This window comes from Rhodococcus sp. P1Y, assembly GCF_003641205.1.
GTDB lineage: Bacteria > Actinomycetota > Actinomycetes > Mycobacteriales > Mycobacteriaceae > Rhodococcoides.
In genome coordinates, this window is sequence record NZ_CP032762.1 from 815,326 (window position 1) to 841,836 (window position 26,511).

The window sequence follows — 26,511 nt, forward strand, 5'->3', positions numbered from 1 at the left end:
AGCGTAGGTGGACCCGATCACCACGGGTTCCAGCACCGGCCTCAGTCGAACGTCATGCCGGCTTCGATGGCCATGTGCCGCGTCGTGTTCCCGCCGTCGAGCGATTCTCTGATGATGTCGGCGTGCCCGGCGTGTTGCGAGACCTCGCGCAGGATGTGCAGCAACGTGAAGCGCACCGACTGCCATGCGCGTTCGGGTGCCCACGGGGCTGTGGGGAGCGGGATCTGCTCGTCGAGATCCAACGAGGCGACAGCCTGCTCTGTTGCTTCTGCGACGCGCGCGTACTCCTCGACAAGACCGGCGACCGTCTGATCAGCGCTGAGGATGTACTCCTCGCTCATTGCCGACATGTCGAATTCGGCGGTCTCGTCCTTGGCCGCGATGATTCCCATCCAACTCTTCTCGTTGCCGACGACGTGGCTCAGAAGACCGCCGAGGGTGAGGTCACTGACCGTCGTCCGCTGCCCCGCCTGCTCGTCCGTGATGCCGCGAACGGTGATGAGAAAGTTCTTTCGTTGTTCGGCGAGCATTCTGAGAATGTCGGCCTTCTCACCGGTGAGTGTCATTGTCGATCCCTTCGTTGCTGGTGAGGACAACACTAGGGCGGATTGCGGTCAGCTTCGGTCCTCGATCGAATCACGGTCTCGAGAGGCGAAAAACTGTGATCGGTCGCAAACTAGAGCGATGGGCGACCGTGGGTTCACTTCGACACAGCTGGCAGGCCGGGCTGCCTACCTCCTGCGCGGCAACGACCTGGGCACGATGACGAGTGCCGCCCCCAAGCTGTACCCGCACATGTGGAGCTGGGACGCAGCGTTCGTGTCCGTCGGACTAGCCCCGCTGAGCGTCGAACGTGCTGTCGTCGAACTCGACACGCTGCTGTCGGCCCAGTGGAAGAACGGGATGATTCCGCACATCGTCTTCGCCAATGGAGTCGACGGCTACTTCCCTGGCCCGTCGAGGTGGGAGACCAGCGAGCTGGCTGTTCATTCACCCATTGGCCCGCATACGTCGGGCATCACACAGCCTCCGGTGCACGCCATCGCCGTCCAGCGCATCCTCGATCATTCCCGACGCCACGGCCGCACGACGAGGGCCGTCGCCGAGGAGTTCCTCGACCGGCGGTGGGACAACCTCGTTCGCTGGCACCGGTGGCTCGCCGAAGCGCGCGACATCGCCGACAACGGCAGGGTCACCCTGTTCCACGGCTGGGAGTCCGGGATGGACAACTCACCGCGGTGGGACGCGTCGTACCGGAATGTCGTGCCCGGGGAAATGCCGCCGTACATCCGTAAGGACGACGCCGTCATCACAGACTCCTCGCAACGGCCGAGCAACATCGAGTACGACCGGTACATCTGGCTCGTCGAAGAGATGAAACAGGCTGGATACGACGACTCGGCCCTGGCGGAGAAGATGAGCTTTGCGGTCGAGGACGTGTTCGTCAGTGCCATCTTCGCGATGGCGTGCGACGTACTGGCGACCATCGGCGAAGAACATTCGAAGCCCAATTCCGACGTTCGTGAGCTGCGCGGCTGGGCCGAGAAGTTCCGCAAGGGCGTCATCGCGACGACCGACGCCCGGTCAGGAGCGGCACGAGACTTCGACCTACGTGCAGGCCGATGGATCACCACCGACACCATTGCGATGTTCGCACCCCTGCTGTGCGGTGGATTGCCACGTGAGCAGGAACGCACGCTGCTCCGAATATTCGAGGGCACCAGGTTCTGTGGTCACCCCGATCTTCGCTATGCGGTTCCGCCGTCGACTTCGCCCGTGTCGCGCGACTTCAAGCCGCGTGAATACTGGCGCGGACCCGTGTGGCCTGTCATCACTTGGCTGTTCTCGTGGGCGTTCTCGCGACGGGGGTGGGCCGAGCGATCGCTGAACCTCCGCGAGGAAGGTCTGCGCCAAGCCAGCGACGGGACGTTCGCGGAGTACTACGAACCGTTCACCGGAGAGCCTCTCGGAAGCATGCAGCAATCCTGGACAGCCGCAGCAGTTCTCGACTGGTTGGGTTAGGCGCCTCCGGCGCATGTGAACGAAAATACATAGCCCACTGTGTATTTCCGTTCACGTTCAGATGTCTGTGACGATTCACCATGTACGTATCCGCGACGGTTACCTACCGTCAGACGGTGGTCATGAAACGCGCGCTCGTCCCATTTCTTCTCGCTGGTGCACTTGTCACCGGCCTCCCGGCGGCGGCGTCGGCCAACCCGCAGGGGCCGGACGTGTCGTCGTGGCAGCACATCGACGGCACCAAGATCGACTGGCACAAGGTGCGTAGCTCCGGTCATGACTTTGCGATGGTGAAAGCCACCGAGGGGCTCGATTACATCAACCCGCACTTCGTCCAGGATTGCCTGGTGATGCGGGCGGCTGGGGTTGCACGGGGCGCGTATCACTATGCGGACGTGCGTCTTTCGCCCGAGGCGCAGGGGGCGTACTACGCCGCAGTCGTGCTCGGCATCAACGGTCCCGGCGATCTACCGCCGGTGTTGGATCTGGAGAATTCGCGTGGCTTGCCGCCGGAGCAGCTCATCGATTGGACGCACCGATACCTGAACACGGTGCAGGCGTTGACCGGTCGCCAACCGATCATCTACACCTACCCCAACTTCTGGCGTACCGCGATGGCCGACACCCACGAGTTCAACCACTACCCATTGTGGATCGCGGACTACAACGACACGCTCGGACCGTTGCCGGGCGGATGGAAGAACTGGTTGTTCTGGCAGTTCACCGACAACGGCCGCATCCCCGGCATCGAAGCACCCACCGATATCAACGAATACAGCGGGGCCGGCGGGGATATCAGGCGGCTCGCTCGCTGGTAGCCCTAGGTGACCAGTGTTGGGCCGGGTTGCCTAGTGGCATGATTAAGTGCCCTACAACGCACCTAATCATGCCACTGGCGCGGAGCGCCCGGCTCCTTACAGTTCCAGCGCGCGCTCGAGCGTCGGCCAGGATGTCCGCAGAGCGTCCTGCCAGTATCCCCAGGAGTGCGTTCCCGGGTAGTCGAGGTCGAACTGTGCAGGGATGCCGAGTTCGTTCAGTCGGTCTCGGAGTCGATGTGCGCATGTGTTCGACGCAGCTTCGATGGCGCCGCCGAGAACGATTTGCTCGGGTAGCGGCGGTGAGTTGACCGGCAGCACGGCGCCGGGCATCTCGTACTCACCTGGGAGGCCGGTGGCGTTGGAGACGAACAGTTCCAGCCCCCTCAGCTTCTCGGCGTTGACGTATGGATCGTGTTGGATCCACTGGGCGTCGGTGCTCCACATGTTGTCGACGTTTCCTTTGCCTCGCAACGCGACGAGAGCACGGACAACGCGTCGAGACACCGGATCGGAGGTCTGCGCGCACCCGCTGTACGACGCCACCCCGCGGTAGAGGCCTGGGGCCTGGATCGCCAGATCGAGCACCGATCCGGCAGACATGGACAGTCCGCCGATTGCGTTGACGCCGTTGGTGTTCAATTCTTTCTCGAGAACCGGTGGCAATTCTTCGGTGAGAAAGGTCTGCCATTTGTTTCGGCCGAGGTTGGGGTCGTCCTGGTTCCAATCGGTGTAGTAGCTCCATCCGCCGCCGACGGGAAGGACGACATTGACGTTCTTGTCCTCGAAGAACGCAGGCATGTCGGTCTTGTTCAGCCAGTTCGCGCCGTCCTCGCCGCCGCCTGCGCCGTTGAGCATGTACAGCGTCGGCCGCGCGATCGACGTATCGGCCGGCCGGAGTACCTGTAGCTGGATCACTCGGTCCATGGATGGCGAATGGACATACACGTCCCAGCGCCGATCACTCGTCTTGTCGATGTGGTCGACCGAGGCACCCGACGGTTGTGCGAGAGCGATGGCGTTCGGACCCAGGAGAACCATGGCAAGGGCGACGAGGACAACTCGTCGGAGCCACATCATGAGTGTGCACCGAGGTGTCGTGCGACGAGCGGTCCCACTGCGCGCAGGGACGCCGCCGACGTCATCTGCCAATGCGATTGCGGCACGCTGAAATTGGAGATGGTCCCCCGGACGTACGGGTGCCATGTCGGCAATCCCTGGACCTCCTCGTGAGCCGCGCCGACGAAGAGAACGTCGCCGTCGTAGACGCCGGGTACGTGGTCGACGGCAAGGTCGTGGTTGTGGCGAGCCGACGCGATGAGGCGCTCGACCTCCGCGGTTTCGATGATGCCGGACCCTGCGACGAGTGAGGGCAGCGAATCGAGCCTGATGCGTTGACCGTTGATTCCGGGCATCGTGATTCCGACGGCATCCAACAGATCGGCTGCGGGTAGATCGGTCTCCCACACATCCTCGGTCTGTACGGCATGGCTGTCCAGCAGCACGAGCGATCCGACCTGCTTTCCTTGCTCGCGCAACCGAACTGCCATGGCGTGCGCGATGGTTCCGCCCAGCGACCATCCCAGCAGGTGGAAGGGCCCGTCCGGGACCACGGCAGTGATCTCGTCGATGTACCGCTGCGCCAGCGCGTCCAAGGTGTCGGGTAGATCGGATCGTGCGGGAGTCTGGATACCGTAGATCGGTCGATCGGTGTACTTGTCGAGTCCGTTGTAGCACCAGGACAATCCGACGATCGGGTGGATGCAGAACAGCGGGGTACCCGCTCCTTCGCTCCTGATGGGGAACACGACGTCGAACGAGGACCGCGAGTCGGAACCGGAATCGAGCAGTGACGCCAACGATTCCGGGGTCGGCTCCGCGAGCAGCGCCTGGAGAGACAGGGTCGTGCCCGTCGTTGCCCGCAACTTGCTGAGCACGCGCATCGCCGTCAGCGACGATCCTCCGCGTTCGAAGAAGTCGTCCGTGACTGCGATGTCGTCCACTGCAAGTACCTCCGAGAATGTGTCGATGACGAGCCGTTCGCTCGTCGTGGATGGGGATCGAGACGCTCGCGTGCGTCCGAAGTCAGGTGGCGGGAGCGCGCCGATGTCGAGCTTGCCGGTGGAGGTGCGAGGCACCGAATCCAAGGACGTGACGGCAGCGGGAATCATGTAGCCGGGCAGGCGCTTACGCAGGTGTTCACGCACGCCGTCGACGTTCCCGAGAACGTACGACACCAGAATCTGCTCGCCCGACGGCCCTGTCTGCCCCAGCGTCACAGCGAAGTCCACCGAGGGATGCGTCGCCAGTGCTGCGTCGATCTCGCCGAGTTCGACGCGGAACCCGCGGATCTTGACCTGACTGTCGGCGCGCCCGCTGTACCGGATGCGGCCGTCGGGCGTCCACCGAACGATGTCGCCCGTGCGATACATGCGGCCTCCGCCGTACGGATTTGCGACGAAGCGGCCCGCGGTCAGGTCCGGCCGTCCATGATATCCGCGCGCCAGCGCAGGCCCCGCGAGAAACAGTTCGCCCGGCACGCCGACAGGGACGGGGTGCAGCCGAACATCGAGCACCAGCGCCTCGAAACCTGCTATCGGAGTACCGATATCGATCGGAGCACCGGATTCGACCTCGCCGAGAGTCGAGATGTCGGTGGCCTCCGTCGGGCCGTATCCGTTGAGCATGATGCGGCCAGGTGCCCACCGGGCGACCAGATCGGGGCTGCATGCTTCACCGCCGACACAGACGACCTCGAGCGCGTCGAGTCCGGCCGGGTCGAGACTCGAGAGCGTCGACGGCGTCGTCAGGGTGTGGGTCACGGCCTCGTCGCGAAGGAACTTCGTCAGTTCGTCGCCACCGAGTATCTCGGGCGGTGAGATGACGAGCGTTGCGGCAGCGGACAGAGCCGACACCATCTCTCCGACTGCCATGTCGAAGCTCGGCGAGGTGTTGTGCAGGAATCGTGACGACGGCTGTATCCGATGCAGCAGGCGTCTCGATTCGGCGAGGTTCGCCAGACCGCGATGGGACACGACCACGCCCTTGGGTAGACCGGTCGATCCCGAGGTGTAGATCATGTACGCCGCCGTGTCGAGCCCGACGGCACCGCTGAGTTCGTTCGAGGACAGCGGTGCGGCTGGTGCACGCTCCAGTTCGGCGCTGTTCTCCGGCTCGTCCAGTTCGAGCCACGTGATGGCGCCGGGCAAAGCGCCGCGGAATGCCGCGACGGTGATACCCATGACGGCACCCGAGTCGGACACCATGTGTTCGAGGCGATCTCGCGGATACATCGGGTCGACCGGCACATACGCAGCACCGGTCTTGGCCACGGCCCAGACGGCGAGAACCGACTCGAGCGACCGCGGCAGTCCGATCGCCACGACGGTCTCGGGTCCGATGCCGTACCCGAGTAGCACGCGGGCCAGCTGGGTCGATCGTTCGTCGGCCTCGCGGTAGGTGTGGTCGGTGCCGTTCCAGCGCAGCGCGATGCCGTCCGGATTCTGCTGCACCGCAGCATGAACGAGCTCCGGCAGTGTGCGAGCGGGTACGGACGCTCCTGCCCGGACGGGCGCGAGCGCGGTGCGTTCCTCGCTGTCGAGGATGTCGATGTCTCCGACTGCCGTGGACGGCTCGGTCACTGCCGCGGCGAGAATGCGGACGAAGCGCGCCGCGAACGTCGCGACCGTCGACTCATCGAACAGGTCGGTGCTGTACCGCAATGAACCGCGGAGGCCCTGCGCAGTCTCGGAGAGTGTCAGAGCCAGATCGAAGCGGGTCACCCCCGATTCGTACGGAAACTCGGAGATCGTGAGGCCGGGGAGTTCCAACGACGACGGACGATCCGGCTCGTAGGCAAGCAAGGCCTGGAACAGCGGCGAGTGTGATGTCGCCCGGCTCGGGCGCACGGCCTCGACGACGCTCTCGAACGGTACGTCCGCGTGCGCCAGCGCATCGAGGTTTCGCTCTCGGACCTGCGCGAGGAGCTCGGTGAAGGTCGCGTCCGGCCTGACGTCACTCCGTAGGACGACCGTTCCGACGAACATGCCCACGACGTCGTCCAGAGCGCCCGCACCGCGCCCGGACACCGTTGTGCCGACAGCGATGTCGGTGGTTCCGGACAACCGAGCCAGTAGGACCGCGTACGCGGCGTTCATCACCATGAAGACCGAAGCGCTGCTCCGGTGTGCGAGCGACCGGGCAGCGGACAGCACGGCAGGCGGGATCTCGAATTCGACCTGGGCACCGCGCTGCGACGCAACCGCCTGTCGTGGCCGGTCCGTGGGAAGTTCGAGGACGTCGGGGAGGCCGTCCAACGTCCGGCGCCAGAAGTCGAGCTGGGTCGACAGGACGGAGGCGCGATCGTCGACGGATCCGAGTACGTTCGCCTGCCACAGGGCGTAGTCGGCGTACTGGACTTCCAAGGGTTCCCAGGGTGCGGGCCCTCCGTGCAGACGCGCGGCATACGCGGAGATGACGTCGCGGGCGAGCGGTCCCATCGAGATGCCGTCCGCCGAGATGTGGTGGACGACGAGCACCAGTACGTACTCGTCCGGCGACGTTCGAAAAAGACTGCCGCGCAGCGGTACCGACGACGTGACGTCGAAGCCTCGGTTCAATACGGCGGCGGCCTCGGCGAGCACCGAATGTTCCGCGATGTCCTGCGGAGTCAAGTCGAGGGCGACGTCGTCGGCCGCCAGGATGACTTGGTGCGGGTCCTCGGCGACGGGGTAGACGGTGCGCAGGGTCTCGTGCCGGTCCAGGACGTCGCGCACGGCGTCGGCCAACGCCCCGGCGTCGAGAGTTCCCGTCAGCCGAACTGCGAATGCGATGTTGTAGGCCGCCGAGGTCGGCTCGGCCTGATTGAGCAACCACATCCTGCGCTGAGCCGCCGACAGCGGAATCCTCTCCGGACGTGGCCCTGCGTGGAGAGTGGGAAGAGAGGACGACTCCGAGCTCTCGACGACAGCGGCGAACTGCCCGACCGTCGGCGCCTCGAACAATGCTCGTACCGGCAGGGCCGTTCGTGCTTGTTCGTTGACTCTCGCGACCACCCGAGTGGCGACGAGCGAGTTACCGCCCAGATCGAAGAAATGATCTTCGACGCCGACGCGCTCGGCCGCAAGGACGGCAGCGAAGACGTCGGCAACGATGGTCTCGGTGTTCGTGCGTGGTGCTACGTACTCACGCGTCGTGAAGACCGGATCCGGCAACGCTCGCCGGTCGATCTTGTTCGACCCTGTCAACGGCACCGTGTCGATCACGGTGACGGCCTGCGGCACCATGTGCACCGGCAACGAGGCCCGAGCATGGTCGACCAACTCCGCGCGCTCGATATGGCGCGCAAGCACCACATAGGCGACGACGCTTCCGCCACGTATGTCCGCTACCGCCTGTTCGACGGCGTCGTGGCGCAGGAGAACTGCCTCGATCTCACCCAGTTCCACGCGGAACCCGCGGATCTTGACCTGGCCGTCGGCGCGACCGTGGAACTCGAACGCGTCGCCGACGATTCGGACTCGATCACCCGTGCGGTAGAGACGACCCCCGGCACGACTGAATGGATCGGCGACGAACGCTCCCGAGGTCTTGCCGGGATTGTGCTGGTATCCGCGTGCGAGCGCGTCGCCTCCGAGGTAGAGCTCTCCGGTGACGCCCGTCGGAACCGGATGAAGCCTGTCGTCCAGGACGTACGCGGCGACGCCGCGGGTGGGTCCACCGATGAGGACCGGTCCTGCACCGGACATCGGGCCTGCCAGTGTCGTGACGATGGTGGCCTCGGTCGGTCCGTATCCGTTGAACAGTGCGACACGAGAAGCCCACTTCTGCACCAAGTCCTGTCCGCTGGCCTCACCAGCGACGATGAGGAGGCGGAGGTCGGGCACCGAATCGGGATCGATGGTCGCGGCCGCGGCGGGCGTGAGGAACGCGTGGGTGACGCCCTCGAGCGCCGTCACCAGTTCGGCGCCGCCGTAGATGTCCGGGGGCGCGATGTGCATCGCCGCGCCGGCTCCGACGGTGATCAACAGCTCCATCACCGATGAATCGAAACTGGTGGATGCGAAATGCAGTGTCCGACTGTCCGTGTCGAGCCGAAGACGTTCGACGAATTCGGTGGAAAGATCGGCCAGTCCGGTGTGGGTGACGGTGACGCCCTTGGGCAATCCGGTAGAACCAGACGTGTAGATGACGTAGGCCGCGTGATGTGGCAGGAGGTCTGACATGCGGTCGCGGTCCGTGATGGGTACGGGCGACCCGAGCGTCGGGTCGAGTTCGTCGGGGTGAATCCAGTCGAGAGCGCCGAGTCGGACAGTATCGGTGATTCCGATGCTTGCACCGGAGTCGTTCAGCGTGTGCAGAATTCGGTCGGCTGGATACTTCGGGTCGATCGGTACGAACGCCGCACCGGTCTTGGCCACCGCCCACAGCATTGTCACGGCAGTGATGCTGCGAGGCAACACGATAGCGACGAAGGTCTCGGGACCGGCGCCGCGGGCGATCAACTGCCGCGCGATGCGAGTGGATGCGTCGTCCAGCTCGGGGTACCCGACGGTCGTCTCACCGAACTTGAGTGCCGGCCCGCCGCCCGACAGAACGACACCCGAGGACAGGGCGTCGGGAAGGGTCAGGGGGCGTTGCGCCGGCGTTCCGTGTAGAACACTCGGGTCGGCGAGCGCGATGTCACCGACGACGACCTCGGTGTCGTTCGTGACTTCCTCGAGAATCGAGACGTACAGCCGGGCAAAACGTTCGACCGTGCCTCGATCGAACAGATCTGTTGCGTACGTGAATGTTCCGCTCAGATCGTCCGATTCGACGGTGATTTGCAGATCGAATTTGGCGACTGCGGCGACCGGCGCGAGAGGTTCGACGGTCAGTCCCGGCAGTTCGATCGTCGGGGTCGGCTCGTCGAGCGCGAGCATCACCTGAAACAACGGGTGGTGCGCAGTCGAGCGCGTGGGCGTGAGTTCCTCGACCACACGATCGAACGGAAGGTCGGAGTTGGCGTACGCCGCGAGGTCGCGGTCACGGACGTGGGAGAGCAGCTCGGTGAACGTCGCCGCCGGATCGACGGACGTTCGAAGCGCAAGGGTTCCCACGAACATTCCGACGAGGTCGTCGAGAGCACGGTCTCCTCGTCCTGCGACGGGGGTGCCGACAGTGATGTCCTGCTCCCCGGAGATCCGCGCGAGAAGCACTGCGAGGACGGCGTGCAGGATCATGAAGTTCGTTGTGCTGCTGCGGGTAGCCACCTCACCGACCGCTCGGCGGACAGGCTCGGGAACCGAGAAGGCAACCGATTCACCGCGGTACGACGCCATGGCCGGGTGACGTCGATCGGTCGGCAGCGGTAGGAGATCGGGCGCACCCGCCAGTTCGTGCGTCCAGAACGCGAGTTGTTTCGATGCGACGGACTCGGGATCGGTGTCGGACCCGAGAGCAGTTGCCTTCCACAGTGAATAGTCGACGTACTGCACGTCGAGTGGGGTCCAGGAGGGTGTGTCGCCTGCCGCCCGAGCGACGTAGGCGATCATGACGTCGCGAGCCAATGGCCGCATGGACCATCCGTCGGCCGCGATGTGGTGCGTGACGACGAGCAGCACGTGCTGATCGGGAGCGACTCGGAAGATCGATGCACGGACGGGCGGTGCCGCTGTGATGTCGAAGCCGCGCGCTGCGATTCCGACGAGCGCGCCGGTGAGTGTGGCGTCGGTCGTGTCGGTGACGGTGACGTCGAGGAACTCGGAACTGGCCACCACCTGACGAGGTCCGTCCGGTGAATCCGGGTAGACGGTCCGCAGGGCCTCGTGACGGTCGACGACGTCGAATACTGCTTCGACCAGGGCATCGATGTCCAGCGTTCCGGTCAACCGAACGGCACCGGCGATGTTGTACGCACCGGACGACGGGTCGAACCGGTTGAGCAGCCACATCCGATGCTGGTTGGGAGCCAACGGGATCGACGCCGGGCGATCTGCGCGCACCAGTGCCGGCCCGGAGGTTCCGGCAGTGATGCGTCTACTCAGACCGCGAACCGTCGGCTCCTCGAACAGATCTCGCACGCTCAGGTTGCCGCCGAGCTCCGCGTTGATTCGAGCTGTGACCTGAGTTGCGGTCAGCGAGTTCCCACCCAGCTCGAACCAACTGGTGGTGGCACCGACCTGTTCGATCCCCAGAACGTCGGCGAAGATATGTGCGACAACTACCTCCCTGTCCCCCGCAGGCGGTTCGCTCGGAGCGAGCGACTCGGCGGGCTCGGGAAGTGCGCCGCGGTCGAGCTTTCCGGTGCGGCCGAGGGGAAGCCGCGGCAAGGACACATATGTCGACGGGACCATGAATGCGGGGAGCTCGGACTCGGCATGAGCCCGGACGGTCTCGGTGTCCGCGGTTCCGCACACGTACGCGACGAGGCGCTCGTTGGTACCGGCTCCTCGCACGGTCACCACTGCGTTGCTCACGCCGGGAGCCCGCAGCAGCGAAGCCTCGATCTCACCGAGCTCCAGACGCTGGCCACGCAGCTTCACCTGGAAGTCGTTGCGGCCCTTGTACTCCAATTCGCCATCGAGGGTCCATGACGCCAGGTCGCCGGTCCGGTACAGGCGCCCACCGTCGCCGAAGGGGTCGGCAACGAAGCGGTCGGACGTGAGGGCCGCTCTGCCCATGTATCCACGCGCGAGTTGCACACCGGAGAGATAGAGTTCGCCGATCGCACCGATGGGGACGGTCCGCAGCGCACCGTCGAGCACCCGTACTCCGGTATTCCACACCGGCACGCCGATCGGCACCGGACCGGTGTTCGACGTCTCGGTGCGGTGATAGGTGACGTCGACCGCTGCCTCCGTCGGACCGTACAGGTTGTGCAGTGACGCGCTCAGCGCGGAATGTGTCTTCTCGACGGTCCTGCGCGTGAGGGCCTCGCCGCTGGCGAAGATATGGCGCAGCGTCGAGCAGTTCTCGATGTCAGCGTGTTCGAGGAACAGATCCAACATCGACGGAACGAAATGCGCTGTCGTGATCCGCTCGTCCCGGATGAGAGAAGACAGGTACTTCGGATCGCGATGCCCCTCGGGTTCGGCGATCACCGTTCGGGCGCCGGTCAGGTGCGGCCAGAACAATTCCCAGACCGAGACGTCGAATGTCGTCGGAGTCTTGTGCAGAACCACGTCCGATCGGTCGATCGAGTAGGTGTCCTGCATCCACAGCAACCTGTTCACGATCGACGCGTGCGAGACCGCGACACCCTTGGGGCGCCCGGTCGAACCGGAGGTGAAGAGCACGTACGCGGTGTTGTCGGGACGCACGACTCCGAGACGCTCGGCTGCCGAGATCGGACCCGTGCGGAACCCGGACAGGTCGAGCGTGCGCGGGTCGATGACCGGGACGCCGCACTCGGTATCCGCCCCGAGGACAAGGGCGGGCGATGCGGTGTCGATCATGTGGGCAATACGCGCCGCGGGCAGGGAAGCGTCGAGCGGTAGGTACGCGGCACCGGCATGAATCACGGCGTGAATCGCAACGAGTTGGTCGATCGACCGCGGAAGCGAGACGGCAACAACAGATTCCGGACCGACGCCGCGAGAGATCAGGTATCGCGCCAAGCACTGCACTCGGGCTGCGAAGTTGTCGTAGGTCAACGAGCGGCCGTCGAACACGACGCACGTGTAGCCTCCGTGGACGAGCGACGATGCCCTGAGCAGATCGACGAGTGTGTCCGATCCGCAGTCGACGGATGTTGCGATCCAGTCTTCGGTCACTGCTTGCCGCTCCAGCTCACCCAGTGTGTCGATGTCGACGACACGTCCATCGGGTCGAGCGGCCATGGAGTGGAGTATTCGCTGCAGACGTTCGGCGAACGTGGCGACGTGGTTCGCCGCGAACGTCTCCGGTGAATAACGAAGTGTCATGGTCGGTGTCGGCTTCAGCACCGTCACCAGCGTCAGCGGATAGTGCGTGGAATCGGCGACCTCGATGCCGCGGACCCGCATGCCTGCGATGTCGGTATCGGAATCGAGTGCACTGTGATCGATGGGGTAGGACTCGAACACCACCAAAGTGTCGAAACCCGCCCCTGGTCCCGCCGCGGCGTGAATCTCGGCGAGACCGACGTGGTGCGCGTCGAGCAACTCCACCTGTTCCTGCTGAATCCTCTGGGCCAACTCTGTGACGGTGTCGCGCAAACCGATTCGAGCACGCAGGGGAAGAGTGTTGATGAACAATCCGAGCATCTCGGTGGATCCGGGCAGCTCGCCCGGGCGCCCGGACACGGTGGCGCCGAACACGACATCCGAGCGCGTGAGAACGGTCGACAGCAACAGCGACCAGGCGGTTTGGACGACGGTGTTGACGGTGACACCTGCCGCGGCAGCGAAGGATTCGAGCGCTGCGGCGTCGACGCGCACGGCGACATCGAGCGGCGGGGACGACTCGACCGTACGAGCGGGCGCAAGCAGGGTCGGTTCCACCGCGCCCGACAGGTGCGAGGTCCACTTCGCGATAGCACTGTCGTCGCGAGCGGCCAACCACGCCAGGTAATCACGGTAGGGGCGCGCAGGTACGGAGATCTCCGTGTCCGCCGCGTACAACACCAGGAATTCCTTGATCAGAATCGGCATGGACCAGCCGTCGAACAGGATGTGGTGATTGGTGATCTCGAGTCTCGTCCGGTCGGCCTCGTGTACGAGTGCAAAACGGATCAGCGGCGGCGTCTGCATGTCGAAACGCGCGTCCTCGCTGTTCTCGCCGAAATCACCGGAGATTTCGCGCCACGGCACGATGACGCTGCTCTGCACGACCTGAACTGGAAGGCCGCGGGAGTCGTGGGTGAACGCAACGCGGAGGTTGTCGTGCCGATCCAGAAGTCTTTGGGCAGCACGTCGCAGGCGGTCTGCATCGATATCGCCGTCCAGATCGAACACGATCCGGGCGGTGTACGGGTCGACGCCGCCGCGAGTCAGGTCGGCGTGGAACAGAAGTCCGCGTTGAAGAGGGGTCAGCGGCCACACGTCGTCGATCGACCGATAGGTCTTCTGCCACACGTCGAGCCTGGCTTGGTCGACGGTGACGAGCGGCACGTCGGACGGGGTGAGAGCGCCTGCGGCGTCGGACTTTCCGTGCTGGGCAAGCTCGGAGATCGCGTCCGCGAGGTGGCCGGCGAGCACGCGAACGTCACTGTCTTCGAGCACACCCGTCGGGAACGTGATGCGTGTGGACAGCACCCCGTCCTTGACTGCGGCGTTGATGTCGAGCACGGATTCGGTTCGGAGTTTGCTCCCGCTCCCCGCATCGGCGCTGACGGACAGGTCGGGTGTCCATGGCCCACCCTGCATCTCAGCCGGAAGTGTCGCCGTGACCTTGCCGAGGTAGTTGAAGCTGATTTGCGGGTTCGGTGCGTCGGCCAATTCGCCTCGCATGCGCGCAATTCCGTATCCGAGGGCAGGAGACGGCACGCCGCGAAGCTGTTCTTTCACCGCCGTCACAGCGGCCCGCGGATCGGCCCCGCGGGCCACTGTCAGGCGTACGGGATGCGTCGTGGTGAACCACCCCACGGTACGGGTGAGGTCGGCGCCTTCGATCGCGTCGAAGTCACGCCCGTGGCCTTCGATCGACACGAGATGGGACGTATCGGTGCGCCAACGGCTCAGTGCCACAGCAAGAGCGGTCAGGAGCGCATCCTCCGGGCCCATGCGGTACTTGTTGGGGAGTCGCTCGAGCAGTGCTTCGGTGTCCTCGGCGCCGACCTCGAGTTCCACCTGCCGCGTCGTCGCACCGGTGTCACGCGAATCGAGTGACCGGGCGCCCAGGTCGGCTGCGCCGTCACCCAGGACTGCACGCCAGGCGTCGGCATTGTCGACGACGAGGTCGTGCACCGCGGAAGCCCAGCGCCGCACGGATGTCTCCACCGGCGCGATGGGCGCGCCCGCGTACGCAGTCGCCAGGTCGGGAAGAAGGATTCGCCAGGAAACACCGTCGATCACGAGGTGGTGGGCCACCAGCACTAGCCGCGCACGATCGGAGGACTGCACGTGAACGACCTGCAGCATCACACCCTCGCGTGGCCGTAGTCGAGCACCTGCGCGTCGGACGACGTCGTCCAGATCGTCCGTCGATTCCTCGGTGATCAGCGTGCTGGCATCCACGGATCCCGCGGGCCCGACTGCGAGCGTGTTCGGAGCGAGGGTCGAGCGCAGGACGTCGTGATGATCGAGCAGGGTAGCAACGGCGCCCGCGAGCGTATCGAGAGCGAGGTCGTCGGGAGCCACCAACGTGAGTGCTTGGAAGAACGAATCGATGTCCGACGGACTCTCTGCCCTGCTCAGGACGGTGTGGGCGATGGGGAGCAACGGCATCTCCCCGACCCCGCCGCCCGGCAGCTCCTCGAGGACGATGCGCTCACCGCCGCCGACGGCGACCTCGGCGAGTCCCGCGACGGTTCGACGCTCGAACACGTCCCTCGGCGTGAACACGATTCCCGACGCCTTGGCCCGCGACACCAGTTGGATGGCCACGATGCTGTCTCCACCGAGGGCGAAGAACGAGTCGTCGACACCGACGGATTCACGGCCCAGAACCTCGGCCATGGCGTCGGCGATCTCCTGCTGAACCCGGCTGCTCGCTTCGCGGAAGGGTACGACGTCGGTGTGGGCGATCGGGTCGGGCAAGGCGGACCGGTCGACCTTCCCCGACGGGGTCAACGGAATCTCGTCGAGCTCGACGAGATGAGCTGGAATCATCTGCGACGGAAGGAAATCGGAGGCGAGCGCGACGAGCGACGAGCGGTCGAACTCGTGCCCGTCCTTGATCTTCACGTACGAAACCAGGGCGGATCGGTCCCCCCTGTGGACCAGGGTCGAGAGCACGAAATCGACCGACTGATGCCACGAGAGAACGGCGTCGACCTCGCCCAATTCGATTCGCAGACCGTGTAGTTGCACCTGAAAATCACTGCGTCCGACGAACTCGAGTGCGGTGCCGTGTGTGCCCACGCGCCAGCGGACTATGTCGCCGGTGCGGTACAGGCGCGTACCGCTGCCGTAGGGATCGGCGACGAATCTGGCCGAGGTGAGTGCAGTCCGGTGGTGGTAGCCGCGGGCGAGTCCGGCGCCGCCGACGTAGAGTTCGCCGGTCATGCCTATGGGAACCGGGCGTAGCCAGCGGTCCAGCACGACGGCCGATGCTCCTTGCAACGGTGATCCGATGGAGACCGCTCGCGGGTCGGTCTGAGGAGTCGACATCGTGATGACGATCGTGGACTCGGTAGGGCCGTAGCTGTTTCGCAGCTCCGCGCGTCCGCGCAAGCGTTGGACCAGTTCGGGTGGGCAGACATCGCCGCCCACGACGACCGACTGCAGGGAGTCGACTTTGTCCACCTCGACGGTGGCCAGGAGAGCGGGTGCGGTCACGATATGGGTGACCGCGCGTTCCGTCAGCAGGTCGGTCAGGTCGCTGCCACCGTAGACGTCCGCCGGAGCGACGATCATCGTCGCGCCCGCGCTGAACGCGGCGAGCATCTCGAAGATGGAGGCGTCGAAACTCGACGACGAGAAGCGAAGAACCCTCGAATCCGTCTGCAGCGCAAGTTCCGGTCGCGCGTCGGCGGTGAACGCACCGAGACCGCGGTGAGTGACGAGCACGCCCTTCGGCGTCCCCGTAGATCCGGACGTGTAGATCATGTACGCGGCGTGGTCGAGGGTGAGGTGTCCCCGGCGGTCGGCGTCGGAAACCGGTGCCGAAGAATGCGAGGACAACTCCTCGGCGAAGGACGCGTCGTCGAGGCCGAGCCAGTCGACCGTGTCGGGTAGCGACTGGCCGCGCGTGAGCGAACCGAGTCCGACTTCGGCACCGGAGTCCACGACCATGTGGCCGATTCTCTCGGCCGGGTACGTCGGGTCGATCGGAACCAATGCTGCGCCGGATTTCGCTACCGCCCAGAACGCGACGACGGAGTCGATGGACCGCGGCAACGCAACCGCCACCACGGTATCCGGTCCCGCGCCTCGTGCGATCAGTGCTCGCGCAACGGCATTCGAGGTGCTGTCCAGTTCGGCGTAGGTGACCTCGCGACCTGATTCGATCAGTGCGACACCGTGGCGGTTCCGCTGCACACCGGCGGCGAGTATGTCCGGCAGAAGCATCTGCTCGGCGTCCTCGCCGCCCCTGGCGGGCACGATCGCATCGAGCTCGGCGGGGTCGAGGATGTCGAGCGCGAGAACCGAGGATTCGGAATCAGTGCTGAGAAACTGGGCGAGCAAACCGATGAAACGGCGGTACAGATCCTCGAAGACCTCTGCGCCGTAGACATTGGGGTTGGCCTCGAAGTCGATACGCGACCGCCCACCGTCGACCGGGGGGTAGATGTTGACCGACAGATCCTCGACCGGCCCGGTGGACAGCACGTTGAAGTGCCCGGTCTCGCGACCGAACTGCACCTCGGTCTCGTAGGCCATGATGTTGATGGCCGGGCCGAAGAATCCGCGCTGCTCCCGCGTGGCCCCGGCGTCGCGACGGATGTCCTCGGCTCGGTAGCGCTGGTGACGCAGGGCTCCGGTCAGCTCGAGTTGCACGTCGGCGACCAAGCTAGCCACCGTGGTGGCGTCGTCGACCCGTACTCGAATAGGGAGAACGTTGGAGACCATTCCGCCCGAGCGTCGTAGAACTGCTGTGGTCCGGCCGGCCACCGGCAGGCTGAGCACGATGTCGTCGGCTCCGGTGAGCCTGGAGAGGAACGCGGCCACCGCGGCGACGGCGATGGGAGCGAAAGCAGAATCGAGGCGCTCCGCGGCGAGCGTCAGCGCGCGTTCGACGGTCTCGGGGAGTGGCTCGCCGCAGATGCGGGAACGGGGAGCGGGGGGTGCGACGATGCCTGTCGGACTGATCGGCGTCGGAAGGTCGAGGGTCTTCTCCGACCAGTACTGCCGGTCCTTCTCGAATCGGGGGGACGTGCGGTAGTCCGCCTCGGCAGCGTACACGTCCTCCAGATCGCTTGCCTTGGAAGGAGTCGGCTCTTCACCCGCGGAGACTGCGGTGTAGATCTCGGCGGCACGACTCATCAGCCGGACCGCGCCGTAACCGTCGAGCGCGATGTGGTGAACATGGGAGTACCAGAACGTTCGGTTCTCGGCGATACGAAGCGTCGCGGCCTTGATCAGCGGACCTGCGATCAAGTCGACGGGCTCGGAGTACGCCGCGCGCATCCAGTCGAGCGCGGCCTTCGCGGGATCCTTCTCTGCCCTGAAGTCGATCTGCACCGAGTCTTCCTCGGTGGGCTCGTCGACGTACTGGTGTGGTTCGCCCTCGATCTCGACGAGACGGAGCGATCCCGCACCGAGTTCGCCCGCAGCGCGGCTTACGGACGACCGCATCAGGTCCTCGTCGAGTTCACCGTGGACGTCGATGTAATTGGCGATGGTGATCGGAACATTCGGCATCAGATGCTGGGCGAACCACAGCCCTCGTTGCGCCGCGGTGAGCGGGAACGCATCGGTGCCCTGCACCGATGTCACTGGTTCAGCCGATTCCAATTTTTTCGCTCTCTCGATCGAAGGAGCGGCGTCCTGGCGTCGTGATGGGTGTGGGATCGGCGAAGAGTACGTTGCCCCGAACGCCCCCCGCTGTGAGTCGGACGCGCACCCGGTCGTTCTGCACAGTGCGCTTCCATCCCAACCGCCAGGTCTGTCTTTTCTAGAGGTTTACACAACCGTTATCAATGGTCAACCGGGTAGGAGTGGCTGACCGGGAGCGTGCAGAGAAGTCACAGCCTCGTCCGAACGATTTCGATGACACCTAACAACGACGAAGACGCACACAGCCGTTCACCACCGGCTATGTGCGTCTTCGGGCCTGAAAAAAGTCAGGCTTTCCAGACCGCAACCATGGACGGACGCGGCTGGGAATCGCCGCCGTCGGGCCAGTGCGACATGGGGTTGTCCGCCGACGCCTCGTCGAACTCACCCGGGTGCTGGACTGCGACGACGACGCGTTCGTCCTGAATGATCGGGCCGCACGTCTCGCCGCCGGCGGGCACCGTCAGGAACTGACGAGTCTCGCCGCGACGCTCGCCGTCGAGCACCACCGCGAACAAGCCGTCGTTCGACTCCAACGCGTTGCCGTCCGTCGAGATCCACAGGTTTCCCTTGGAGTCGAAGGCGAGATTGTCCGGGCAGGAGATCGGGCTGACCTGGCTCTTGTCGAAGCCGCCGAAGTAGGTGTCGGCTTCGTTCGGGTCGCCCGCGACGATGAGAAGGTTCCACACGAACGTGGTCCCGGCGTGCTCGTCTTCGATCTCGAGAACCTGTCCGTTCTTGTTCTTGTTCCTGGGGTTCGCCTCGTCCGCCGCTGCCTTGCCCTCGGTGCCGCGGTTGGAGTTGTTGGTCAGCGCGACGTAGACCTTGCCGGTGACCGGGTTGGGCTCGAAGTCCTCAGGGCGGTCCATCTTGGTGGCACCGACCTTGTCCCCTGCCTGACGCGTGAACACGGCAACCTCCTCGGCGGACATGCCGTCGACGAGAGACTCTCCACGGCCGTCCTCGCCGGTGCGGAGCAGCGGGATCCACTCACCCTTACCCGCGAATTTGCCCGACGCCGGGAGCGTCCCACTGCCGTCGATGGAGTCGGGAGCGTCGCCGGTGAGCACGGCGACGTACAAGGTACCCGCGTCGAGGATCGTGGTGTTGTGCCGCATGGCCGCCTGGCCGTTGCCGGACATCACCTTTCGGCTCGAGACGAACTTGTACATGTAGTCGAAGCGCTCGTCGTCACCGCTGTAGGCGACGACCGTGCCGTCGTCGGTGACGTAGATGGTGGCGGCCTCGTGCTTGAAGCGGCCGAGCGCGGTGTGCTTGATCGGAGTCGAGTTCGGGTCCCAGGGATCCACCTCGACGACGTAGCCGAATCGGTTGACCTCGTTGGGCTCCTGGGCGATGTCGAAGCGCTTGTCGAAGCGTTCCCACTTGCGATCGCTCGCGGCGCCTTCGATGCCGTAGCGCGCGAGGCGGGCTGCCTGGACAGGTTCGGTAACAGATTCCGCGTTGCCGAAGTACTGGTTGATGTTCTCCTCGCCCGAGAGCACCGTTCCCCACGGCGTCAATCCGCCCGAGCAGTTGTTGAACGTGCCGAATGCGGTGGTGCCCGTCGGATCGACGGAGGTCTTGAGGAGGTCGCTGCCTGCTGCAGGGCCGGTGATGACGAACTTCGTCGTTCCGGTGATGCGGCGGTTGTACTCGCTGAAGGCCGGAGTCAGCTTGCCCGAGCCGGACTCGCCGTCGACCCGAAGAACCGAAAGGCCATGTGCGGCAAGTGCGATATCGAACTGCTCGCGAGTGGGGTTTTCCTCGTCGTAGCCCTTGAAGAGGAATGGTTCGGTGGTGTACTCGTGGTTGACCACCAGCAGGTACGAGTTGTCGGAACCCTCGATCGGGAGCAGGCCTGCGAAATCGTTGTTGAAACCGAACTGCTGAGCCTGTGCCGCCGCGGTCTGGCTGTCGAAATCGAAGGCAGGTGCACCCTCGAGCACCGGATCACCCCAGCGGATGATGACGGCCTGCTCGTAGCCCTCGGGGACGACAACGGCGTCTTCGGTGTTCGGCTCGACCGCAGTGAAGTCGACGCCGTCGACCGGTGGGGTCGTCGTCGAGCCACCGGCGGACCCGCCGGACGCAGGTTCATCGGTACTGCACGCCGCGAGCACTCCACCCGCTCCGACCGCGACGACGGCCATGGCGCCGCCGCGCAGGATCCCCCGCCTGGTCATCGCCGTCTTGACGATGTCGCCGAAGTACTGACCCTTGGACGTGTTGGGGACCTCGTGGAAGCAGGCGTCGCCGCACTTGTACTTGCACGTCAGGTTCGACCTCGCCGAGCTGCCGTCGTGGGTCGCGAATATGGGGAGAAGCTTCATGAGAGCGAACGGTGACAGATTAAAGCGAAAGCAAAGAGAAGCCCAGGTGAACCGGGCGAGAACGAGCCTGCCCTAAGGCGCCCCCAGTGGCATGGTTGAGTGCCCCCTGAGGCGCTTAACCGCACCACTGGCGGCGGAGCTGCTACAAGACCTGGGAGAGGAACTGCTTCAGGCGGTCAGTGTGAGGATCGTCGAAAAGCTGCGCCGGCGTGCCGGTCTCGACGGCACTGCCGTGGTCCATGAACAGCACCTTGTTCGACACCGAACGGGCGAATCCCATTTCGTGGGTCACGACGACCATGGTCATGCCGCCCGAGGCGAGGTCGGCCATCAACGCAAGGACGCCTTTGACCAACTCGGGGTCCAGCGCCGACGTGGCCTCGTCGAAGAACATGATCTCGGGCTTCATCGCGAGGGCGCGGGCGATCGCGACGCGTTGCTGCTGCCCTCCGGAAAGGTTGCCCGGCCGTGAATCCGCCTTGGCCGAAAGCCCGACCAATTCGAGCTGTTCCAGCGCAGCCTCGCGCGCGGCATCCTTCGACAGGCCCTTGAGCTTCTGCGGGGCAAGGGCGATGTTCTCGGCAACCGTCTTGTGCGGGAAAAGATTGAAGTGCTGAAAAACCATCCCGATGCGCTGACGTAGTTCGTCGGGATTGTCCTTCAATACCGACGTGCCCCCGAGCAGGATGTCGCCCTGATCGGGCTCGTGAAGGCGATTAAGTGCACGCAGCAGCGTGGACTTGCCCGATCCGGACGGGCCGATGACGGTGGTGGTGTTGCCGGCGTCGACATGGATGTTCACCCCGCGCAGCACCTTGTTGGTGCCGAACGCCAGATGAATGTCGTTGCCCGTCAATGAGACAGCCATGTTCTTACCTCTCCACCACTATGGAAACCTCGACCGGATCGAGGGTTCCCGAGGTGTCTGCCTTGCCGGAGCGCAGTCGCTTGTCGATGAAGTTCACCAGGTGGGTCAGCGGAACCGTCAGGATCAGATAGAAGACGCCCGCCGCCAGCAGCGGCGACAGGTTGCCGGTCTGCGCGGCGGTGTCCTGCCCGACTCGGAACAACTCACGTTGCGACGCGAGTAGCCCGAGAAAGTAGATCAGCGAGCTGTCCTTGATGAGCGAGATGAACTGATTGACGATGGCGGGCAGGACCCGTCGGATGCCCTGTGGCACGACGACGAGCGTCATGGACTTCCGATAGCTGAAGCCGAGCGCACGGGAGGCCTCGAGCTGACCGGAGTCGACGCTTTGAATTCCCGAGCGGAAGATCTCGCCGAAATACGCCGCCGCCATCAGCGACAACGCGGCGATGCCCAGCGGGAACGGGCTTCGGCTGCCGGTGTACTCGGTGAGCGTCGGTCCGAAGCCGAGCCCGATGAGCAGAATGACCAGCGCAGCTGGGAGACCACGGAAGATGTCCGTGTACACCCGGGCCGGCCAGCGAAGCCACCGGGTGCGCGAGATACCCGCAACCGCCAACCCGAGGCCGATCACCGTACCGATCACCCCGGATGACGCAGCCAGGATCAGGGTGTTCGGCAATCCGACGGTGATCAGCTTAGGAACGGTGTCCCAGATGAGTTCCCAGTTGAAGAACGTGTCGTACAGATTCGACAGTGTGCTCATGCGTCAGCTAGCGGGAGGGGTGGAGGCCTTGCTGCCCGGCTTCCAGTCGGAGGGGACCTCGCGGTCCGGGTACCACTCCTTCTCGAGGGTGTTCCAGGTTCCGTCGGCCACCACGGCGTCGAGCCCCGAGTTGAGGGCGTCGATCAGCGGTTGGTTGTCCTTGTTCACTGCGTACGCCGTGAAGTTGGTGGTGTTGATCGTCTTCTCGAGGATCGCGACGCCGTCCTCGGCCTTGACCTGGCCCGAAGCCTGCTGCGACGGCGCAACCCATGCATCGATCTGGCCGGACTTCACGTTCGCATATGCGGTGTTGTAATCCGGGAAGCGAACGGGTTCGATGCCGAGGGTGTTGGTGACGTAGTCGTCCTGGACGGTGCCCTGAACGACGCCGATGCGCTGCTGATCGTCGAGCTCGGCAATCGTCTTGACCGAGTAGTCGTTCTTGGCGACGAGCGCCATCTCACCGAAGTCGTAGCCGTTGGTGAATCCGACGGTCTGACGGCGAGCGTCCGTCGTCGAGATGGACGAGGAACCGGCGTCGTAGACCTTGTTTCCGACCGATGCGAGAAGGCCCGAGAACTCGGTTGCCGAGAACTCGACGGTGAGGTCGAGCTTGGCGGCGACAGCCCTGAGCAGCTCGTTGTCGAAGCCGGTGAAGTTACCCGCCTCGTCGATGAAGATGTTCGGCGGTGCGTCGGACAGAGTTCCGACGTACAACTTGCCCGGCTCGATGAGACCGAGGTTCGCGGTGTCGATCTCGTCGAGCGGGGTGACGTTCTCGGTCGTGTACTTGTCGAGAGACACCTGGTCGGATCCCGCAAGTGCGTTCTCACCGGTTCCGCCGGAAGAGTTGTCACTGGAGCAGGCGACGGCCCCGAGCGTGAGTGCGAGCGTCGCAGCGATGGCTGCAATGGCACGGCCTCGTATAGGTCGACTGGTCAAGAGAACTCCTTGTTGACGGATCGAAATGACGACTGAGGCTAGCGCGGACGTCTGCGACCCTGAAAGTCACAGCGCGTTTTTGTTAACCAAGTCTCCGTCGCAGTCATTCCCCGATCGACGGAATTCAATCAGTGCCGACGAGCTCTCAGTACCGTGTCGTGGGTGTGTCCAGAGCCCTCGGGTGCCGGCGTGGTCCGGCTCCTGGTCTCGTCGAGTTCGATACTCCAACCGTCCCCGAGTAGTAGTCCCACGTCGTGGGGTTCGAGGAAATCCGTCGGCGAGATGCCGTTCCAGCTGTTGCCTTCGCGGATTGCGTGTCCGACGATCAACAGCGTGCCACCCGACGCGACGGACTGGGCGATCCCGAGCGCAGCCGTGGACCCGTTCGCCTTGGGGAGTGCGAAGTAGTGCACCGAGACAAGATCGAACGACTCCGCGGGCGGTGGGGCCGCCGACAAGTCCGCCTGTAACCAGGTGATCGCGGCATCGGCTGCGGTGAGGCGGCGCGCTCGGTCGAGTGCGACCGTCGAGATGTCTGCTGCCGTCACCGTCCATCCCTGGGCTGCGAGCCAGCGGGCGTCGTCACCTTCCCCGCAGCCGACGTCGAGTGCACGGCCTACGGTGAGGCCCGAAGCCTGCTGCATCAGAACGGGATTCGGGTTGCCGCTCCAGTTCCGCTCGCGGGCGGAGTACATGCCGTCCCAGAATGATTTGTCCATGATCACCGTGTCATGCGTGGTTTCCGCGGTGTGCAGTCCGTGCGCTCTTGTCCCGAGGACGATGGCACACACTTCGGCTTCGGATGCCCCGGAGAACGGGTGATTGTCTTCCATGGCAACGACAATGCACCCGTCCAGGCGGGTTGGCAACTATTCTTGCCGAAGCAGCAAATCAACGGTGGGAGTTTCGCCAGGCGATAGCGTCCTTCAACTCGGTCAGGTCGTACTCGGGACCGCCCGTGCCGACGGTGAACAAGGTGGCCCCGGCGTCGACGAATCCCTGCGCCTTGTCCGCCCCCGGCCAGGAAACCGAACGGGCGATCGCGGTGACATCGCGCCCGACGGCCTCGCCGTGCTCGGCGAGGATTCCGGACTTGCGCTTCAGCTCGTCCAGATCGGCGAAACTGTGCCAGATGTGGGCATGCTCGGCGACGAGCCTGAGGGTCTTCTTCTCTCCCCCGCCGCCGATGAGGATGGGGATCTCGCGCGTCGGTGCCGGATTTCCGGCCTTCAGGCGGTTGACGATGCGCGGCAGGTACTCGGCGAGGAGCTTCAATCGGCTACCCGGGGTACCGAACTCGTAGCCGAAGTTGTCGTAGTCCTTCTGGTTCCAACCTGCGCCGATACCGAGGATCAGCCGGCCGCCGCTGATGTGGTCGACCGTGCGCGCCATGTCCGCGAGCAGGTCGGGGTTGCGGTATCCACCGCCGGTGACGAGTGCGCCGATCTCGACGTTCGAGGTCTGCTCGGCCCACGCGCCGAGCATGGTCCAGCACTCGAAGTGTGCGCCGTCCAGGTCGCCGTACAGCGGATAGAAGTGGTCCCAGTTGAAGACGATGTCGACACCTGCATCCTCGGAGCGGAGAACCGCGTCACGGATGAGCTGGTAGTCGGGGGAATGCTGCGGCTGAAGTTGAACACCAATTTTCACAGTCATGGAATCCAGTGTGCCTTTCGCGGCGCGTCACCCGATTTTCACGCCCGTCTCGAGCATCGTCGTCCTGAGCAGGAAACCGGCCTCGTATCCGACGATCTCGGAGACCAGGGTGACAAATCGATCGACGAACTGTCCGCCGTGCGAGGGTGTGTCGGACTCCTCCGGCTCGAAGTGATGTGCAAGTTCGTGCAGCACCACCAGTTCACGGAGTGCCCACGCCTCGTTTCGGCGGTGCAGAGGAACCGCGATCGTTGCGGTGTCCGTTTCGTAATGCGACGCGCCCGCGCCGGACCTCTCGCGTACCCGCACGGTCGTACTCGCGTGCGGCCAGGTCTCGCGCACCCAGTTCAGTGTCAGTACCGAGTCGACGTAACTCTGGACCGAATCGATGGACGCGAACTTCCGCTCGATGGGCAGCGTGAGGGTCGAGCCGAGGACGTCGACGGTACGTAGATTGCGTTCGTCGGCGCGGTCGAAGATGCGCCTGACCATCGTTTCCGCCTCGTACACCTTGGAGCGTTGCGAGTCCCTCGTCTTCACCGAGGCGAGTGTAGCGACGGTCTCCGTCACGTCTTCAGGCTCAACTCCATGCTGTCCTCGTGCTTGGAGGGGAAGTTGAAGGTGTTCGCGGTGTGATCAACTCTACCCGCCGTGCCCGAGTTGCCCTTTCGCCGAACCGATCTCGGTCTCTCCGCCCAGACGCGCTGCCCGCCCGGCACGATCCCCCGCGGAACGGGCGCCGCGGGAAACAGTGGCGTTCGCGCTCTGCTGTCGCCAAGTCCCTCGTGCCTTGGAAGTAGCCGAATAGAAGTCGCGCAGCTCGACCTCCTTGTTGCGTAGGACGAGAGCGGTTCCGGTCTCGGGTTTCTCGTCGGCGATCGCCTCCATCTCGGCTGCCTTCCTGACCGCACCGAGCCGCTTGCCGATGCGCTCGGCGAAGGCGGTCTGAAAGTTGAGCCTGGCCGTGATCGGCGCGACGATCACAGTTTCCTGACGCCTGTATCGCCTGCGGCCGATCTTCTCGATCACCGGACGCACCGCGGTCTCGTTCTTGTAGGCACCGGACTTGATGTAGGCGTCGGAGGCCCGCACCATCTGAACGAGAAGACTGGAGTACAGCGCCTCACACGTATCGATGTCCGACTCGAATCCGTACGCGAACACCTGTGAGGACGACTGGGCGATATCGCACTTGACGTCGTTCGCGAACGCAATGGACACGAACAGGTGCACGTATGTCTTCAGTCCGCGCTTGCCGGGCTCGCCTATCCGTATCACTCGCTGCGTCGGGGTCGCACGCTTCTCACGCGACGCACTGTGCGAGCGTGCCACGGCAAGATCGATCGACGTAGCCGTCGCGAGGCGTTGAGCGGCCTCCATGAATGCCTCGGCTTCGTGCGGATTGTCGGTCGACTCGGCCTGGCGCAACAGCCCACCGATACGGGTCAACATCTTGTCCGAACTCACAGTGGGCAACCTACAACCAATCACCGACAGCCCCCACCCGGTCTTTCCGTGGGCTCTCTCATGTGTACCGATTCAGCTTCGG

General features: G+C 64.6%; 11 protein-coding genes and 1 pseudogene. 2 read left to right on the plus strand and 10 right to left on the minus strand.

Annotation, left to right across the window (positions count from 1 at the left end):
• Positions 1-41: 41 nt before the first annotated feature.
• Positions 42-566, minus strand: a complete 525-nt coding sequence (locus tag D8W71_RS03840; protein ID WP_121111145.1) for a DinB family protein — start codon at positions 564-566, stop codon at positions 42-44.
• 118 nt (positions 567-684) lie between these two features.
• On the opposite strand from D8W71_RS03840, the gene ggh reads away from it, so the two are divergent.
• Positions 685-2,022, plus strand: a complete 1,338-nt coding sequence (gene ggh / locus D8W71_RS03845; RefSeq protein ID WP_121111147.1) for a glucosylglycerate hydrolase — start codon at positions 685-687, stop codon at positions 2,020-2,022.
• A gap of 122 nt (positions 2,023-2,144) precedes the next feature.
• Positions 2,145-2,840, plus strand: coding sequence for a glycoside hydrolase family 25 protein (locus tag D8W71_RS03850; protein ID WP_121118528.1), 696 nt, complete (start codon positions 2,145-2,147; stop codon positions 2,838-2,840).
• 96 nt (positions 2,841-2,936) lie between these two features.
• Here D8W71_RS03850 and D8W71_RS03855 read toward each other — a convergent pair whose 3' ends face one another.
• From D8W71_RS03855 to D8W71_RS03900, 9 genes and pseudogenes are all read right to left on the minus strand, one after another.
• Positions 2,937-3,914, minus strand: a complete 978-nt coding sequence (locus D8W71_RS03855; RefSeq protein ID WP_121118530.1) for an alpha/beta hydrolase — start codon at positions 3,912-3,914, stop codon at positions 2,937-2,939.
• Entirely contained in the window at positions 3,914-18,337 is a 14,424-nt protein-coding gene (locus D8W71_RS03860; protein WP_236077697.1) for a non-ribosomal peptide synthetase, read from the minus strand. Before D8W71_RS03860 ends, D8W71_RS03855 begins: the two co-directional genes overlap by 1 nt.
• A gap of 347 nt (positions 18,338-18,684) precedes the next feature.
• A complete protein-coding gene (locus tag D8W71_RS03865; protein ID WP_121111149.1) occupies positions 18,685-20,730 on the minus strand; it encodes a PhoX family protein in 2,046 nt (681 codons plus the stop codon).
• Between the two features lie 142 nt (positions 20,731-20,872).
• Positions 20,873-21,598: an amino acid ABC transporter ATP-binding protein gene (locus tag D8W71_RS03870; protein WP_121111151.1), complete on the minus strand. Its 726-nt coding sequence runs from the start codon at positions 21,596-21,598 to the stop codon at positions 20,873-20,875.
• A gap of 4 nt (positions 21,599-21,602) precedes the next feature.
• Positions 21,603-23,306: pseudogene (locus D8W71_RS27520) on the minus strand (ABC transporter substrate-binding protein/permease).
• A gap of 128 nt (positions 23,307-23,434) precedes the next feature.
• On the minus strand, positions 23,435-24,139 hold the full coding sequence (locus D8W71_RS03885; protein WP_236077698.1) for a class I SAM-dependent methyltransferase: 705 nt from the start codon (positions 24,137-24,139) through the stop codon (positions 23,435-23,437).
• Between the two features lie 58 nt (positions 24,140-24,197).
• Complete coding sequence (locus D8W71_RS03890; protein ID WP_121111157.1) at positions 24,198-24,962, minus strand: LLM class F420-dependent oxidoreductase; 765 nt, start codon at positions 24,960-24,962, stop codon at positions 24,198-24,200.
• 27 nt (positions 24,963-24,989) lie between these two features.
• Positions 24,990-25,502, minus strand: a complete 513-nt coding sequence (locus tag D8W71_RS03895) for a TIGR04338 family metallohydrolase (RefSeq protein ID WP_201265243.1) — start codon at positions 25,500-25,502, stop codon at positions 24,990-24,992.
• Between the two features lie 102 nt (positions 25,503-25,604).
• Positions 25,605-26,429, minus strand: a complete 825-nt coding sequence (locus tag D8W71_RS03900) for a DUF2786 domain-containing protein (RefSeq protein ID WP_121111159.1) — start codon at positions 26,427-26,429, stop codon at positions 25,605-25,607.
• Between the last annotated feature and the right edge of the window lie 82 nt (positions 26,430-26,511).